At 59.0% G+C, this 16034-nt stretch carries 14 protein-coding genes and 1 riboswitch; of the genes, 11 read left to right on the top strand and 3 right to left on the bottom strand.

Features of this window, described 5'->3' with window-relative positions; genetic code table 11:
* The first annotated feature begins 136 nt into the window (after positions 1-136).
* Positions 137-253: riboswitch (TPP riboswitch) on the top strand.
* Between the two features lie 49 nt (positions 254-302).
* The 10 genes from J4G14_09760 (at position 303) to J4G14_09715 (ending at position 11281) form a co-directional block, all read left to right on the top strand.
* Positions 303-1139 carry an ABC transporter ATP-binding protein gene (locus J4G14_09760; GenBank protein MCE2458085.1) on the top strand — a complete coding sequence of 279 codons (837 nt, stop codon included), beginning with the start codon at positions 303-305 and terminating at the stop codon, positions 1137-1139.
* Positions 1136-1972 carry an ABC transporter permease gene (locus J4G14_09755; GenBank protein ID MCE2458084.1) on the top strand — a complete coding sequence of 279 codons (837 nt, stop codon included), beginning with the start codon at positions 1136-1138 and terminating at the stop codon, positions 1970-1972. The genes J4G14_09760 and J4G14_09755 overlap by 4 nt, the downstream gene beginning before the upstream one ends.
* A 124-nt stretch (positions 1973-2096) precedes the next feature.
* The gene (locus J4G14_09750) at positions 2097-3086 is read left to right on the top strand and encodes an ABC transporter substrate-binding protein (GenBank protein ID MCE2458083.1); all 990 of its coding nucleotides are present in this window, start codon (positions 2097-2099) and stop codon (positions 3084-3086) included.
* A 77-nt stretch (positions 3087-3163) separates the two neighbouring features.
* Positions 3164-3838: a TenA family protein gene (locus J4G14_09745; protein MCE2458082.1), complete on the top strand. Its 675-nt coding sequence runs from the start codon at positions 3164-3166 to the stop codon at positions 3836-3838.
* 211 nt (positions 3839-4049) lie between these two features.
* Positions 4050-6275 carry an ABC transporter substrate-binding protein gene (locus J4G14_09740; GenBank protein ID MCE2458081.1) on the top strand — a complete coding sequence of 742 codons (2226 nt, stop codon included), beginning with the start codon at positions 4050-4052 and terminating at the stop codon, positions 6273-6275.
* A 108-nt stretch (positions 6276-6383) separates the two neighbouring features.
* Entirely contained in the window at positions 6384-7373 is a 990-nt protein-coding gene (locus tag J4G14_09735) for an ABC transporter permease (GenBank protein ID MCE2458080.1), read from the top strand.
* Positions 7373-8509, top strand: coding sequence for an ABC transporter permease (locus J4G14_09730; protein ID MCE2458079.1), 1137 nt, complete (start codon positions 7373-7375; stop codon positions 8507-8509). The genes J4G14_09735 and J4G14_09730 overlap by 1 nt, the downstream gene beginning before the upstream one ends.
* Positions 8487-9569 (top strand): ABC transporter ATP-binding protein, encoded by a 1083-nt coding sequence (locus J4G14_09725; protein ID MCE2458078.1) that lies wholly within the window; start codon positions 8487-8489, stop codon positions 9567-9569. The genes J4G14_09730 and J4G14_09725 overlap by 23 nt, the downstream gene beginning before the upstream one ends.
* A gap of 3 nt (positions 9570-9572) precedes the next feature.
* Positions 9573-10631 (top strand): dipeptide ABC transporter ATP-binding protein, encoded by a 1059-nt coding sequence (locus J4G14_09720; GenBank protein ID MCE2458077.1) that lies wholly within the window; start codon positions 9573-9575, stop codon positions 10629-10631.
* Positions 10628-11281: a hypothetical protein gene (locus J4G14_09715; GenBank protein ID MCE2458076.1), complete on the top strand. Its 654-nt coding sequence runs from the start codon at positions 10628-10630 to the stop codon at positions 11279-11281. Before J4G14_09720 ends, J4G14_09715 begins: the two co-directional genes overlap by 4 nt.
* A 12-nt stretch (positions 11282-11293) precedes the next feature.
* On the opposite strand, the gene J4G14_09710 is transcribed toward J4G14_09715, so the two are convergent.
* The 3 genes from J4G14_09710 to J4G14_09700 all read right to left on the bottom strand — a co-directional run bounded on the left by J4G14_09710 (position 11294) and on the right by J4G14_09700 (position 15146).
* On the bottom strand, positions 11294-12646 hold the full coding sequence (locus J4G14_09710) for a radical SAM protein (GenBank protein ID MCE2458075.1): 1353 nt from the start codon (positions 12644-12646) through the stop codon (positions 11294-11296).
* Between the two features lie 81 nt (positions 12647-12727).
* A complete protein-coding gene (locus tag J4G14_09705; GenBank protein MCE2458074.1) occupies positions 12728-13750 on the bottom strand; it encodes an NHL repeat-containing protein in 1023 nt (340 codons plus the stop codon).
* On the bottom strand, positions 13743-15146 hold the full coding sequence (locus J4G14_09700) for a DUF1800 domain-containing protein (GenBank protein MCE2458073.1): 1404 nt from the start codon (positions 15144-15146) through the stop codon (positions 13743-13745). The genes J4G14_09705 and J4G14_09700 overlap by 8 nt, the downstream gene beginning before the upstream one ends.
* Positions 15147-15304: 158 nt before the next feature.
* Between J4G14_09700 and J4G14_09695 the strand changes: the two genes are divergently transcribed.
* The gene (locus J4G14_09695) at positions 15305-15994 is read left to right on the top strand and encodes a DUF2461 domain-containing protein (protein MCE2458072.1); all 690 of its coding nucleotides are present in this window, start codon (positions 15305-15307) and stop codon (positions 15992-15994) included.
* Positions 15995-16034 lie beyond the last annotated feature (40 nt).

Here is a 16034-nt window from a genome sequence, read left to right as displayed (position 1 = left end):
TGTACTGATGTGTAGTCTCATTCTAAGGAGATAGCTTTGGCAGTCGCAAGTGGACCCTCCTACCACGCCAGGTTGGGATGTCCACTTCTGGTTTGACATACACCAGTTGCCCGGTTAGACTTGCGCGCAACACAAAATACAGCCCCGGGGGAGCTTGGAAAACGCCAGGCTGAGAGGGCAGCCGAAACGCTGTCGACCCCTTCGAACCTGATCTGGATAATGCCAGCGTAGGGATCGTGGCACAGCCCGTCGACCATATGCACCGCCCACCCAGACAGAGTGGGCGTTTTTCATTTGGGTCGATGTTGACATCAGGCAAAACAGACAGCAGCACTACTGGAGCCCAGACGCTTCAGCCGGCTGACTATGCCATCGAGGTCCAACTTCTCTCCAGGGAGATGGAGCGGGACTCTCAGCCGCTCCCGGTATTGAGAGACGTCAACTTCCACGTCGAAGAAGGTGAGTTCGTCTCCATAATTGGCCCATCGGGATGCGGCAAGAGCACACTCCTGAACATCATCGCCGGTCTCGACAGCCCCACTTCGGGAACTGTGACGCTTCACGGCAGCCAGGACAGACAGCGCCTGGGCTCTGTCGGCTACATGCAGCAGAAGGACCTGCTGATGCCGTGGCGAAGCGTCATGGACAACGCTATTCTCGGACTCGAGTTGCAGGGTGTTTCCAGGAGGGACGCCAGTGACCGAGCGAGGCAGCACCTCGGCAGATTCGGGCTCGAGGGGTTCGAGAACGCCTACCCCCACGAGCTGTCGGGAGGGATGCGGCAGCGTGCTGCATTCCTCCGCACAGTCCTGGCCGACCAGGAGGTTTTTCTGCTCGACGAGCCGTTCGGCGCGCTGGACGCGCTCAACAGGACGCAGATCCACCAGTGGGTCACCGGGCTATGGGAATCGATGCGGAAGACCATCATCCTAGTCACCCACGACGTGGATGAAGCCATCCTCCTCTCCGACCGCGTCTATGTGATGACCGCGCGTCCGGGCAGTATGAAGATGGTGCAGCGTGTCGACCTGCCGAGGCCACGCAGCATGGACGTGATTTCCACGGCGGAGTTCATGGCCATGAAGTCGACGCTTCTGACCTCTATCAGGGAAGAGGCCACTGAGGGGGCCCATCCATGAGCGCCGAGGTCCAACACACGCGCCAGGCCGGACATCAGGACACGGGATCTCTCGCAGGCTCGCTGGACCGGGCGATACGACAATGGCTGCCTTCACTTCTCATCGTGGTGGCAATTCTTGTCGCATGGGAGATGTACGTTCGGGTCTTCGACGTGCAGACATGGCTGCTCCCCGCGCCTTCTGACATCGGGACAGCCCTGTACAACGACGCCGGCCTTCTGTGGAGGCACACGCGTGTAACCCTGTCCGAGATAATCGTGGGATTCGGGCTTGCGCTTGCGAGCGGGGTACTCCTGGCGACAGCAATTGGACTGTCCAGGACGCTGGAGCGCGCCATCTACCCGTTCGTTATCGCATCCCAGACCATACCGATAATCGTAATCGCGCCGATGCTGCTGATCTGGGTCGGGTACGGACTTGCGCCAAAGGTGATCGTCGTCGCGCTCATCAGCTTCTTCCCCATCGTGGTCAACATGGTGGACGGTCTGAAGTCGGTGGACCGCGACATGGTCAACCTCATGCGAACGCTCGGTGCCAACAGGCTCCAAGTGTTCTTCAAGGTACAGGTCCCCACGTCCCTGCCCTACCTGTTCAGCGGGATGCGGGTAGCGATAGCGGTAAGCGTAATTGGAGCGGTGATCGGCGAGTGGGTCGGTTCGAGCGAGGGACTGGGATACCTGATGATCCGGTCCAAGCCGCAGTTCCTGACCGAGCGGGTGTTCGCCGCAATCGCGATCCTGTCCGTGATGGGAGTTGGCCTGTTCGCATCAATTGGAATCATCGAACGCTTTGCCATCCCCTGGTGGAGGGCGGCGAAGAATTCGGAATTGTGAATGTGGAATCTTCTCAAGATCTCCTCCTGTCCTGGAGGGCTGAGAGAAGTAGATATCTGTAATTTTCACCCTCTCCCCGAGGCAGAGGGGTCAGTGGTAAGTCTTCGGTAAGGAGTAAATGAAGATGAAGCGTACGATCACTCTGTTCATTGTGGCGGCTGCAATAGCGCTGATGTCAGTAGCGTGCAGCACCGAAGAAGAGGCGGTGCCAGTGAAGCTCGCGCTGGACTGGTATCCCAACGCGAACCACCTTGGCCTCTTCATCGCGAAGCAGAAGGGGTACTTCGAGGAAGAGGGTCTGGACGTCACGATGTACACGCCTTCTGACCCTTCGACGGTGCTTCAGACCGTCGCGTCGGGTTCAGACAACTTCGGGATGAACTACCAGCCCGACGTCATACTGGCCCGAAACGAAGGCGTACCAGTCGTGTCGATTGCGGCCGTCGTGCAGCACCCGCTGAACTCGGTGATGGCGCTGGAGTCGTCGGGCATCACTCGGCCTTCCCAACTAGCCGGCAAGAAGGTCGGCTACCCAGGCATTCCCACAAACGAGCCACTGCTCGACACAATGCTCAAGGCAGACGGTGTCGCCGGCGGCCTCGCCGAGGTGGAGCTTGTAAACATCGGCTTCAACATCGGTGAATCCCTGATCACCGAGAAGGTCGACGCCGCTGTGGGCGCCTATTGGACGCACGAGTCGATTCTGCTGGAGAACCAGGGCCATCCGGTCAACGTGATGAAGATGCAGGATTGGGGAGTGCCGGACTACTACGAGCTGGTGCTGGTGACGAGCGAAGACTACCTGGAGGAAAACCGGGACGTCGCCGAGAGGTTCGCCCGAGCGATCAAGAAGGGATTCGAGGAAGCGATAAGCGATCCGCAGGCTGGCGTGGACATACTTGTAGAGGAGAACCCCGGCGAGATTGACGAGGGGATAGACAGGCCAGGAGCAGACCTGCTCGTGCCTCAGTGGCAACTGCCAGGCGGCGGCGGATTCGGGACGCAGGAGTCGGACCGGTGGCAGGGCTTCGTGGACTGGATGAAGCAGCAGGGCATGATTGACGGCAGCTTTGCAGCGTCGGACGCGTTCGACGCGGACCTGATTGGAGAGTAGGCCCTTCGACAGGCTCAGGGTGAACGACTATCTATTAGAGAGAATCGGGTGAAAGCAAATTATCGAAAGGCTCTGAAATGTCACTGATCCAAGAGCTCAGGGATCGTCACAACGATCTGTGGCAGAAAATGACACACCACCCGTTCGTGGTCGAGATGGGCGACGACACGCTGTCACTGGAGCGGGGCAGGCGCTACTTCCTCCAGGACTACGTGTTCGTGAACGACCTGGTCGCCATGATGAGCTTGGGAGTAGCGAAGGCACCCGACCTCGTAGCGGCCAGCCACTTGCACTCCTTCCTGGCCGGGATACTCGACCCGCAGGCGGCAGCAGAGAACCAGTTCTTCCTTCGAGCTTTCGACGTGCTGCAGGCAACTGAAGAGGAGTATTCGGCGGTCGGCGCATCCCCTGTCACACAGGGATTTGGCGACTTCCTTGTGAGGACTGGGACCGAGGGCAGCTTCGAGGAGATAGTAACCGTCTGCTACGTCACCGAGGGGACATATCTGGACTGGGGTACACGCCTAATCGAACAGGGAAAGCGGCCATCCAACCCGATCTACCGGCAGTGGATAGACCTGCACGGCCCAGCCGTATTGGGCCACTTCGTCGGCTGGTGCAAGGAGTACATGGACACCACGAATCTCGGTACTCAGCGTCCGAAGATAGAGCGGGCCTTTCACACTGCGCTGCGCTACGAGTACCTCTTCTGGGAAGCAGCCTACAGCGGGGATTCGTGGCCTGACTCATAGCGCCGATTTCCCGGTACACGCCCCAGAATGCACCAGGGGTCTCCGATTCGTTAACTGAATGTTGACACTTTCGATTTCGACTCCTAAGATACGCGCCAACAGTGCTGGGCATTGCATTTCACGATGCAGGATTCAGTGTTGACGCAGTCAGCACAGAACCGGCCTCGGTAAGAGCAGGGCCCGGCAGCAATCTCTTAGGAGGAGAAATAACATGCGTCTGAAGAGGATTTTCCTGGTCCTCCCGCTTGTGTTGCTTTTTGCCGCGCTTACTCTTGCGGCGTGCAGCACTTCTGAAGAAGAGGAACCCGCCCCATCGCAGCCGGCTCCAGCAGCCACTCAGGCTCCGGCGGCTCCGGCTCCCGCACCAGCGGCTACTGCCGCTCCCGCAGCACCGTCGCAGCCCGCTCCGGCGGCAACCGCCGCTCCCGCAGCACCGGCCCCGTCGGCGCCAGCTACGGAGACCGGACTCGTTGGAAAGCTGGAAGGGCCATCGGTCGTAACTGACGAGAGCCAGTTCCCGACATCGTTCGGTGAGGCACCTCAACTTGCGGCACTGGTCTCTGCGGGCACGCTTCCTCCCGTTGAGGAGAGACTGCCTAAACAGTCAGACCTGATGGTAATCGAGCCTCTCCACGGTACCGGCCAGTACGGCGGCATCCTGCGGCGTGGATTCACAGGCCCTGCCGACAAGTGGAATGGCTATCGTTGCTGCACCGGCCCGGACCACATGCTGTTCTGGGACTACACCGGCAACAACCCCGGCCCGAACGTAATAAAGAGTTGGGAAGTCGCCAACGACGGTCGCGAGTACACGCTGAACCTCCGCGAGGGCATGAAGTGGTCGGACGGCGCACCATTCACCGCTGACGACTTCGAGTTCTGGTACGAGCAGCTGTACCTGAATGACGAGTTGGTCCCCACCAAGTCTTCCTGGTTCGCCATCAACGGCAAGCAGGGCACGCTTGAGAAGGTCGACTCGACAACCATCAAGATCACGTTCGAGGACCCCTACTACTTCTTCCTCGACGTCCTGGCAGGCTCGACGCACCTGGGTGGACACGCCTACCAGGGCCCGGCCCTGCTCGGCATGGTGGCACCCAAGCACTACCTTGAGCAGTTCTTGCCTTCTATTGCCGGTGACGATACCGTCCAGAAGATTGTCGACGATGAGGGGTACGACAACTGGGTGAACCTCATCAAGTTCAAGAACGACTGGGCGCTCAATACCGAGCTTCCAGCGATCACGCCCTGGGTGACGGTCACCCCGATCAACTCCGACACGTGGAAGCTGGAGCGCAATCCGTACTATTGGATGGTGGATACGGACGGCAATCAGCTCCCGTATATCGACGTAGTGATCCTGACGCTGGCTGAAGACCTCGAGGTCATCAACCTGCGCGCCATCGCAGGTGAGTACGACTGGCAGGGCAGGCACCTGAACATGGCGAAGGTGCCGCTGTACCTGGAGAATCAGGAGAAGGGCGGCTACAAGCTGCACTTCGACACCCAGGAAGCAGGAGCAGACGCAACCGTCAAGTTCAACATGTCGTACCAGGTCGATCCGTACATCGGCGACCTGTACCGCAACGTGGACTTCAGGCGCGCGCTTGCAATCGGAATCGACCGCGAACAGATGAACGAGGTGTTCTTCCTCGGATTCGGTGTCCCCGGTTCGTTTGCGCCGGCGCCAACCAACCCGTTCTCACCTGGACCAGAGTCCGAGTATCGCGGCGTATGGGCGACCTTTGACCCCGATACGGCCAACGCGATGTTGGACGAGATCCTCCCGGACAAGGACTCAGACGGATTCAGGCTTCGCACGGACAACGGCGAGCGGCTCGTGATCGAGATCAGCGCCCGCACCGCGCAGTTCATTGAGTTCGTACAGATGGCCGAGATGGTCGCCGAGCACTGGGAGAGATTCCTGGGGGTCAAGACCAACGTACTGGCGATGGAGCGGAGCCTTGCCGGAACAGTCCAGGCATCAGACGAGAACCAGATTCGCGTCTCCTGGGGTGACGGCAGCGAGCACCTGTTCACCTTCCCAGGCCACGTATTCCCGGCCTTCACCAGCAATGAGATGGGATCGGCCCTCGGCCTGTGGTTCCAGTCTAACGGCGAAAGGGGCCAGGAGCCTCACGCTGAGCTGAAGGAAGTGATGACGCTCTACAAGAAGGCCTTTGGTGTTCCTGAAGCAGAGCGCATCGAGATTGGCAAGCAGATCTGGCGCATCGTGCTCGATCAGGCATGGTCCGTTGGACTGGTCGGTCAGTCCCCCGCTTCGCTGGGCGTAAGGGTCTCGAACGTCGATCTCGGCAACGTGCCCGAGCGGCAGTTCAACAGCCCGGACACCAAGACTCCCGGTATCTCTCGACTCCAGACCCTCTGGTGGATGAGCGAAGAGAATCGTGAGCAGCAGGCTCTGTCTTACGAGTAGAGTCTACCTACCAAACGGCTAAAGCGGTGCCGCCATCTCCCCCTGGCTACAAGGTCAGGGCGGGGATGGTGGCACCAACCCCAAATGACTGACTGAAAGGTCCTACACTTGATTGCATTCGCCGTCAGGCGACTCTTTTTAGCCTTACTGACGATCTGGGCGATCTCGATCATTTCGTTCGGGATCATCCAGTTGCCTCCCGGAGACTACGTAACGGCTTACGTTGCTCAGCTCTTGTCCACCGGTACGCAGGTCACTGATGAAGAGGCTGCCAACCTGCGCGAGCAGTACGGACTGGGCAGTCCGTTTATCGTGCAGTACTTCAAGTGGATGAACCAGGTCGTCCAGGGCAACTTCGGTCTGTCCATGGGCTACCAGCGCCCCGTGGGGGACGTCATTGGAGACCGGTTGTGGCTGACCGCTGCTCTCGCCTTTGCGTCTGTCGTATTCACGTGGATCTTAGCTATCCCAATCGGGATATATTCGGCTGTAAAACAGTACTCGGTTGGTGACTACGCATTTACATTTGTGGGGTTCCTTGGGCTAGCTGTGCCCAATTTCTTATTAGCCCTCGTCTTAATGTACCTGGGGTTCGTGTTCCTGGGCGCTAACATCGGGGGACTGTTCTCGCCAGAGTATGCAGATTCGCCATATAACCTAGCCAAGATTATTGACTTGTTGAATCATCTATGGCTGCCGGCCATCGTACTGGCAGTTGCTGGAACAGCGCAGCTGATTCGTGTGCTGCGGGCCAATCTGCTGGACGAGTTGCGCAAGCCGTACGTGGTGACAGCGCGCGCCAAGGGACTCTCCGAGTGGCGAGTGGTGTTGAAGTACCCGGTCAGGGTCGCGCTCAATCCGCTAATCAGCACCATCGGATACCTGCTGCCGCTGCTGGTCTCAGGGAGCATCATCATTTCAGTAGTGATGAGCCTTCCCACGGTGGGACCCATGCTGCTGGTGGCGCTACTGGCCCAGGACATGTTCCTGGCCGGCACGATAATCATGTTGATCGGTGTCATGACAGTGATCGGTACATTCATCTCTGACCTGCTTCTGGCCTGGATTGATCCCCGTATCAGACTGGAGGTCACCTGATGGCTCAGGCTCAGGAGGCAATCCCGGGGACGCGCCAGGACGTCGCAGACGACCAGGTATACGTAGCCTCTCAATGGCAGCTGATGTGGTGGCGGCTGCGAAGGCACCGCCTCGCAATGGGGGCTGGCATCGTCCTGATCATCATGTACCTGATGGTCATCGGGGCTGACTTCCTTGCGACTTCCGACCCGTTCCTGAGTGAGGCGCGCCGCGGAGAGATGCCGCCTCAGCGGGTGCATTTCTTCGACGGGTGGACACCCGACCTGCACGTCAACGCCGTCTCGGGTTCACGAGACCCGAGAACTTTCAAGCGGGTCTATGTATCTGATCCTGATGTGAAGTTACCGATAAGATTCTTCGCCAGGGGCTTCGAGTACAAGTTCCTCGGACTGATTACGACCGACAGGCACCTGCTTGGCGTCGATGCCCCCGCGAAGGCCGAAGAGGTCATATACATTCTCGGGACCGATGTACAGGGACGCGATGTGTGGTCCCGGCTGATGTTCTCGACACGTATCTCCATGACCATCGGCCTGGTCAGCGTTGCGATCAGCCTGTTCCTGGGTGTGCTGCTGGGCGGACTGTCAGGCTTCTACGGCGGCTGGATAGATACCATAATCCAGCGCGTGATCGAGATACTCAGGTCAATCCCGACGATTCCGCTTTGGATGGGAATAGCAGCGGCTGTCCCGAGGGACTGGTCGATACTCAAAGTCTATTTTGCGATTACGATAATCATCTCGCTGATAGGCTGGACGACGCTGGCCCGCGAGGTCAGAGGGCGATTCCTGTCGCTGCGGGAGGAAGACTTCGTTACGGCGGCGGAGATTGCGGGCGCCAGCCAGTTGCGCATCATATTCAGGCACATGGTGCCATCCTTCCTCAGCCATATAATTGCGGCCACGACCCTTGCTTTCCCGGCGATCATCATTGCCGAGACTTCACTGAGCTTCCTGGGGCTTGGCTTGCGCCCTCCAGCAATTAGCTGGGGCGTTATGCTGCAACAGGCCCAGAACGTTCAGGCAGTGGCCCTGACACCTTGGCTGTTAGTCCCGGCGATACCGGTGATTGCAGCGGTACTGGCATTCAACTTCCTTGGAGACGGTCTCAGAGATGCAGCGGACCCATACGGCTAGCCCAGCAACCCAGAGCGAACGAACCGGAGAGCCTCTGCTCTCCGTTAGAGATCTTGCCACCCACTTTCCTCTGGATGAGGGCACGGTCGTCGCCGTAGACGGGGCCTCGTTCGACCTGTATCCGGGGCAGACATTGGGAATCGTTGGGGAGAGCGGGTGCGGAAAGAGCGTAACTGCGAGGTCCATACTCGGTATCCTGGATAAACCCGGCATGATCGTCGACGGAGAGATCATCTTCAGGCGCCAGTCCAGTAGCGGGACGGAAGAGGTATTGGATCTCACGTCCTACGACCCGGATAGCACGGAAATGCGGGCGATCCGTGGCGGCGAGATCTCGTACGTCTTCCAGGAGCCGATGACATCGTTCAGCCCCGTGCATACAGTGGGAAACCAGCTGATAGAGGCGATCAGGTTGCACCAGGACGTCTCCAAGTCGGAAGCGCGCGAAATGGCTGTCGAGCTGCTTCGCCACGTTGGCATCCCACTTCCCGAGCAGAGAGTTGACGAATACTCTTTCCAGCTCAGCGGCGGACTGAGGCAGCGGGCGATGATAGCTATGGCGCTCTCCTGCAATCCGACTATACTCATCGCGGACGAACCGACGACCGCGCTCGACGTAACGACGCAGTCGCAGATCCTCGACCTAATGAGCACTCTGCAAGATCAGTACGGCATGGCGATCATCCTGATTACTCATGACCTTGGGGTTATCGCTGAGATGGCAGACTACGTTGTGGTAATGTATCTCGGTCGAGTGGTAGAGAGTGCACCCGTGGACGACATATTCCACAATCCGCAGCACCCGTACACGCGAGCATTGCTGGAGTCCATCCCCCGCATCCAGTCAGACGAGTCACAGGACAGGCTGGCTTCGATCACCGGATCAGTGCCGCACCCCTATGCCAGGCCGAGCGGATGTCCCTTCAATCCAAGGTGTCCGTCGTTCATGGGCGATGTCTGTGACACCCAATTCCCCACGCTGCTCCCATTCGCCAAGAACCATGAAGTCAGCTGCTTCCTGCACCATCCGCCGACAGGAAATGGACACGGAGGAGGTTAGGCCTTGACTGAAGCGGTCGATAAGAACGGTTCGCCGAACACGCTGCTCGAGATAAGCAATCTCCGCAAGTACTTCCCGATCAAGAAAGGCTTGCTGCGGCGCGAGGTCGGCGCCATACGAGCTGTTGATGACGTCAGCTTTAACATCAACGAGGGTGAGACACTCGGACTCGTAGGCGAAAGCGGCTGCGGGAAGACGACGACTTCACGCTGCATCCTTCGCGCCGTGGAGCCGACGAGCGGCGAGGTGCTATACAGGTCGGAAGACGGGTCGGTCATTGACGTAGCCGGCGTGCCTCGGGCGCAGCTTCGAAGCCTGCGTCGCGAGATGCAGATGATCTTCCAGGACCCGTTCTCTTCGCTCAACCCGCGCATGACGCTAATGGACATCGTCGGCGAGCCGCTTGTGATCGATGGGTTTCCACGAGGCGAGCGGGAGGACCGCGTGGCCGAGCTGCTCGGTCTGGTCGGACTCAGGCCTGAGTTCATGCGACGCTTCCCCCACGCGTTCAGCGGAGGTCAGAGGCAGCGTATCGGCATCGCACGCGCGCTGGCGCTCAACCCGCGCCTGATCGTCGCAGACGAACCCGTGTCCGCGCTCGATGTGTCAGTCCAGGCGCAGGTGCTCAACCTGATGATGGACCTGCAGCGAGATCTGGGGCTCACGTACCTCTTCGTGGCGCACGACCTGAGCGTCGTCAAGCACATCAGCGACCGCGTCGCCGTAATGTACGTGGGAAAGCTGGTTGAGACCGCGCCGACCGAGGAACTGTTTGCCTCACCGAAGCATCCCTACACCGCCGCTCTGCTTTCGTCGGTCCCCGAACCGGATCCAAGGGTGGAGAGGGAGCGTGTAATCCTTCAGGGCGAGGTTGCGAACCCCGCCAATCCTCCGTCCGGCTGCTACTTCCACCCGCGATGCCAGTTCGCGACTGACCTCTGCCGCACCGAGACTCCCGAGCTACGAGAGCTCGCTCCCGGACACTTCGCGAGCTGCCATCGGGCCGAGGAGCTAGAACTGGCCGGCGTAATTCCTCCGCAGGTGCAACAGGCTGACGGGTGACACAAGCTCGACAGTATCCAATCAGAATTGAAGGGATCACTCCGAGGCGTCTGCGGCTCCTAGTCTCCGTTGGACTTTACGGAGCAGCCCTGGGCGGGGCAGCGTTGCTGGTCAACTTCCTGGCACGGACCGACCCACCGCATGTCCCTCAGCACATGCCCGTCGACGCTACGATTCTCCTGTCAGGTGGCGCCGCCTCAGCGTCTGGCATCCTCGCGGTACTGATGACGCTGTGGATGTCCAACCCAAGTGAGCGTGAGCGCGCGCGAGGGTTGCTCATCTGGCTCCTAGCGGGGTTTGGTTTCGGAGTCCTCTCGCCCGTGGCTACCGGAGCCGCACTGCCGCTGGCAATGGTGTTCCTGGCAACCCAAAACGGAGATCTTCCGTCCTCGGACTTTCTGGTTCACGCGACCTCTGCCATACTGCAGGCGCCTTCATCCGCATTCACCCACGGAGTGTTCGGGCTGTTTACAGGGCTGATGGCGGGAGGGCTGTTCGGCATTGGCTCATGGGTGCTGGACTGGGCCACTCACTCTTCTACGCCCAAGGTGCCAGCCTACGTACCGTACGTCCTTGCCGCAATACTGAGCGGACTCTTCTACGGCGTCGCGGCTTTTGGACCGGTTGAGACACTGGCCCGGTTCGGGTAGCTCGCTGGGAAATTACGCTGCGAAACTGGAGTGGCCCGGATGTCCGGGCATTCCAAACATCGGACATCCCGTGCAGGATCTCGGCTCTCCGCATGGGGCTGCCGCCTGCCCTTCGGCCTCATCAGAGATGGAGCGGGACTTATCTTTTGCATCGGCGCCGAACAGGTCCATACGCAGTTGCTTTGCCGCTGGTGGTCGGTAGCCGGAGAAGGCTATGAACGGCCAGGCCCGCTTTCGCACGACGCCCATGGCCTGAAGGTCTCTCCACGTGTCGACGGTGTGTCGCTGCCTCGCGCTGATAATACGTTCCGTAGACTTTGGTCCGACGCCGGGGGTGCGCAGCAGTTGCTCTCTGGACGCCCCGTTGATGTCCACGGGGAAAGCATCGAGGTTTTCTACTGCAATCGATGTCTTGGGGTCCTGATCGAGAGGCAGATAACCGTCTTCTGAAAAGGCGAGGTCGAGGTCGTCGTTCGCGAACCTGTACACCCGCTTGAGCCAGTCGAACTGGTAGAGACGATGACTTCTGGACATCGGAGTTGGTGGATGTTCCTCCAGCGGCGTATAACGCACCGGCCTGAACGGGGCATAGTAGATGCGCTTTAGATTCCATTCAGAGTAGAGCTGGTCCATTCGGGAGAACACGTCGCGGTCGGTCTCGTCGGCGGCACCTACGACCAGTTGCGTGGCCTGTCCGACCGCACGGCCTGTGCTGGCCTCATTGAGTTGGTCAATCCAGCGCATGGGGGCCAGGATGTCGTTCTCGAAGTCCTTCATGTTACTGAGCTTGCGCATATGGTCGGTCGTCAGGGTCTCCATGTTGACCGACAGTCGAGTGCCAAGGTTGTGGGCGGCTTCAACCTGCTCGAAGTCAGCACCCGGCATCACCTTGAGGTGGATGTATCCCTTGAAGCCGTGTCGATTGCGGATCGAGTCCACCACTTTCACTAGACGCTCGGTCGTCTTCGATCCGTCTCCGGCAATCCCTGAACTCAGGAACAGGCCGCTAACCATCCCCCGCTGCTGAGCCTCCATGAAGACCTGAGCAAGCTCGTCAACCTTGAAGGCATATCTCTTCCTCGGTACCCAGTGGCTATTGGGACAGTAGGCGCAGTCCATCTTGCAGAAGTCTGTGAACATGACGCGCATCAGGTTGATGAATTTGCCGTTGGGTAACGAAGCTCGATAGACGCCAAACGAAGGGTTCTTCTTGGGCTGGGGATATGGCCCTTTACGTCCGCCCCTCTGCTCAGGCGGGTAGAGGATGTCGTCAGTCGCCATTCCGCCGAGGATGGCGAGTTTCTCGTATCGGTCGGGTGTACGCTTGATCAGCATTAGGAACACTCTCTCATTGATATAGTACATATGTTCTCATAGGAGAGCGTGCGTGTCAAGCGTAGGGGGCAAGACAATGAAGCCTCGGTCTGGTCGTGATTTCGGCGGCAACTAAGGGGAACGAGTGGACGCGCGTTCGTAGATCTGAATTCTGTGGCGATTGGCCTCGGTGACGTAGACCCGGCCAGCGTTGTCTAACTTTATCGACACCGGTGCCCAGAACAGGCTCTCGACATGGGCCGATTCAGTGTGCGGATCGCCCCCGTAGACAGCGGGCAAGTCAGGACTCAGGTTGGCGGTGGCACGCGCCTGCGCCTCCTCACGGTTGGTTGCCATGAAGTCGCTGGCCCACCTGGACAGAGTCGCCTCGCCCCTCAGCACCTGGACCGGATTGCCGTCGCCGTCCAGCACCTGCACCCTCTCGTTGCCCCAGTCGGAGACGTACATGAAGCCACGCTCGTCGACGGCAACTCCAGACGGTCTCCGAAGCTGACCATCCTCACGGCCCCTTGTGCCGTAGGCCGCAACGAATTCGCCTTCAGGCGAGAAGCGCTGTATGCGGTCGTTCCCCCAATCGGCCACGTATATGTCGCCGCTTCGGGCGACAGTCAGTCCCCAGGGCAGCCTGAATTGACCATTGGAAGTACCCAGCGAACCGAAGGCGTGGAGAAAGTCGCCGGAAGACGTGAACTTCTGAATGCGACTGTTATGGGTATCCGCGACGTAAACGTCATCGTGTCTGTCGAAGGCCAGTCCTGAAGGCCCGTTCAGTTCACCCTCACGAGATCCCCTGGCGCCCCACCTGAACGCAAAACCACCATCGTAGTCGAATGCGGAGATGCGGTGAGTGAAGTCGTCGGCTACGTATATCAGCCCCTTTCGGCTTTCAGCCGCACAGGTGGGAGATACAAGCTGCCCTTCTCCGTCACCCAGATAGCCGAAGGTGCCGTAGTACTCGCTGTCCAGATCCAGGACGGTGACCCTTACTCCTCTCTCACCGGAGTCCCTGGACCTGTTCGGCACGTACATCCGGCCATTTCTCGCCGGCACTGTATCGGTGGGATACTCGAAGCCGCGCCCCTCCATTGCGACTATACCAATTGTGTGACTGTACTCGAGCATGGGATTAGGCAAGCTGGAACTCTCTTGTCGAGGCCGACAGCCTCAACAGGTTCTCCACGTTTTCACGACTGCGGTCTGCCTCGATGAATCGAATCAGGATGTCTCTTGTTTCGTCGCCAACCGAGAATGCACCCATCTCGTCCAGGCAGCGGTCTACAAGCTGTTCGGATGAGAGATCGTCGACACCGTCCCGGAAGATCCTGTCGATCATTGCCTTGACGCCGGGTTTGTCCGGATCGCCGAACTGCTCGGACGCGAAGTTAATTCTCTCGATAAGAGTGCCAGTGTCGATCCACTCAACACCCTCGTGCCAGCCCTCGACACTCGGAGGATTGCTCAGCTCCTGTCCCATCCACACAGTCTGCCGATACCTCGGAATCATGTCCCTGCGCGGCATGTCGAACTCGCCGGTCATCCTGAGCACGCCCACCAGGTACTCAGCGGGGCCCTTGACCTTCTTGTATCGCACGTCCTCTGACTTGAAGAAGTCGGAGTTGAACAGAACACGCAGGACCGACCTGATGTCATATTTACTCTCGAAGTACGTCTGGACCAGCGTCTCGATAGCTTCAGGGTCTCGTGGAGGAGTGTACGGCCAGGCCGGAACGGCCGGCTCATCCGCCACGAAGTAGTGGTACAGATGCCTCGAGATGAAACGCGCTGTGGACTCCTGCTGGCAGATGATGTCTATGATGTCGTCACCGTTGAAGTTGCCCCGGTGACCGAGGAAGCTCTTCTCACCGTCATCGTGGTCTTCAGGGCGATAGTCGAAGTGGTAGGCGATGCGCCCATACGGCCAGTCCGAGTCTCTCTGCGATCGGACCATCATGTATTCGGTGTTGCCGATGGTCCAGCCGGTAAAGGCCCGAGCGCACTCCTTGATGTCGTCCTCCGAGTAGTTGCCTACACCCATCGAGAACAGCTCCAGCAACTCGCGTGCCCAGTTCTCATTGATAGCGTGGCTGTGGTTCTCCTGGTTGTCCAGCCAGACGATCATCGCCGGGTCTTTCGCAAGCCTGACGAGAATGGAGTTGAAGCTGTCCATGCCGTGCCTGCGAAAGGTGTTGATCTGGTCGTACAGCACCCTGCCGTTGATGACCTTCGGTACTCCTGTCGCGAACATTCCGTGCCAGAACAGTGCCATCTTGTCCAGCAGAGGCGCGTTCGTCGTAATCATGCGGTAGACCCAGTTCCGCGAAGAGCCGGGAGCGTTGATCATTCCAGACGCTTCGAGATCGAAGCGCCTGACCATATCGTCCCCGAGCCAATCAGTGTCGGGTGGGTCCAGAAGGCTCTCGACGGTCGCCTCGTAGCCATTCGCCGCGTACGCGTCCAATTCCACTCGCGTAGCGCCGAATCCGGCCCTGCGCATGAGGTGGGCGATTAGCTTGATATCTGACTGGGACATGGTCTTTCCTGTGCTGATTTTCTCCTACGGTACCACAAAGCAAATGGCGATTTCTTTGAGCGATACGCCTAGCGGCACATGCTGCCCCATTCCTAAAATATCGACCTAGTTATTCCCATGTCGAGCACTGAAACCGAAGCTCCAGATCAGGAGAGCCCATGACCGCATCACCCCACTTCACACCAGCCCTGTTCGAATTCCTGTCGGAGCTTGCCGACAACAATAGTCGCGAATGGTTCCAGGACAACAAGGCCCGCTACGAGAGGGACGTGCGAGATGCACTCGTGCACTTCGTATCAGACTTTGGGGACAAGCTTCGCGAGATAAGCCCTCACATGGTGGCCGACCCGAGGCTGTCCGGTGGCTCGATATTCCGCATCTACAGGGACGTACGGTTCTCCAAGGACAAGAGCCCTTACAAGACCAACGCTGGCATGCACTTCCGCCACGAGGTCGGACGCGAGGTACACGGCCCCGGAATCTATCTGAACCTCCAGCCCGGCCAGGTCTTTGGCTCCGCAGGAATCTGGCGTCCCAATTCTGCGACTGTTGGGAAGATCAGGGGAGCAATCATCGCAAACCCTGACAGATGGACGAGCATAGTCAACGAAGACGGATTCAGCTCGATGTATAAAGTTGAGGGGGAGTCGCTGAAGCGAGCGCCGAGAGGGGTCGACCCTGACCACCCTCTAATCGAGCAGCTAAAGCTCAAATCGTTCGCCGCCATCACGAGGTTCACTGAAGAAGAGGCATGTTCGGCCGACTTCATCGACACGTTTGCCGACGCCTGCAGGGTGGCCTCACCGTTCTCGGAGTTCCTGACCACATCGGTCGGCCTGGACTGGTGAAGACTTCGTCAGACTGACATCGCCGCAAGCACTGCTGCAC

It is taken from the genome of Dehalococcoidia bacterium (assembly GCA_021295915.1).
In the GTDB taxonomy this organism is placed as follows: domain Bacteria; phylum Chloroflexota; class Dehalococcoidia; order Lucifugimonadales; family UBA1123; genus VXRN01.
This window is presented reverse-complemented; position numbering and strand designations above follow the sequence as displayed.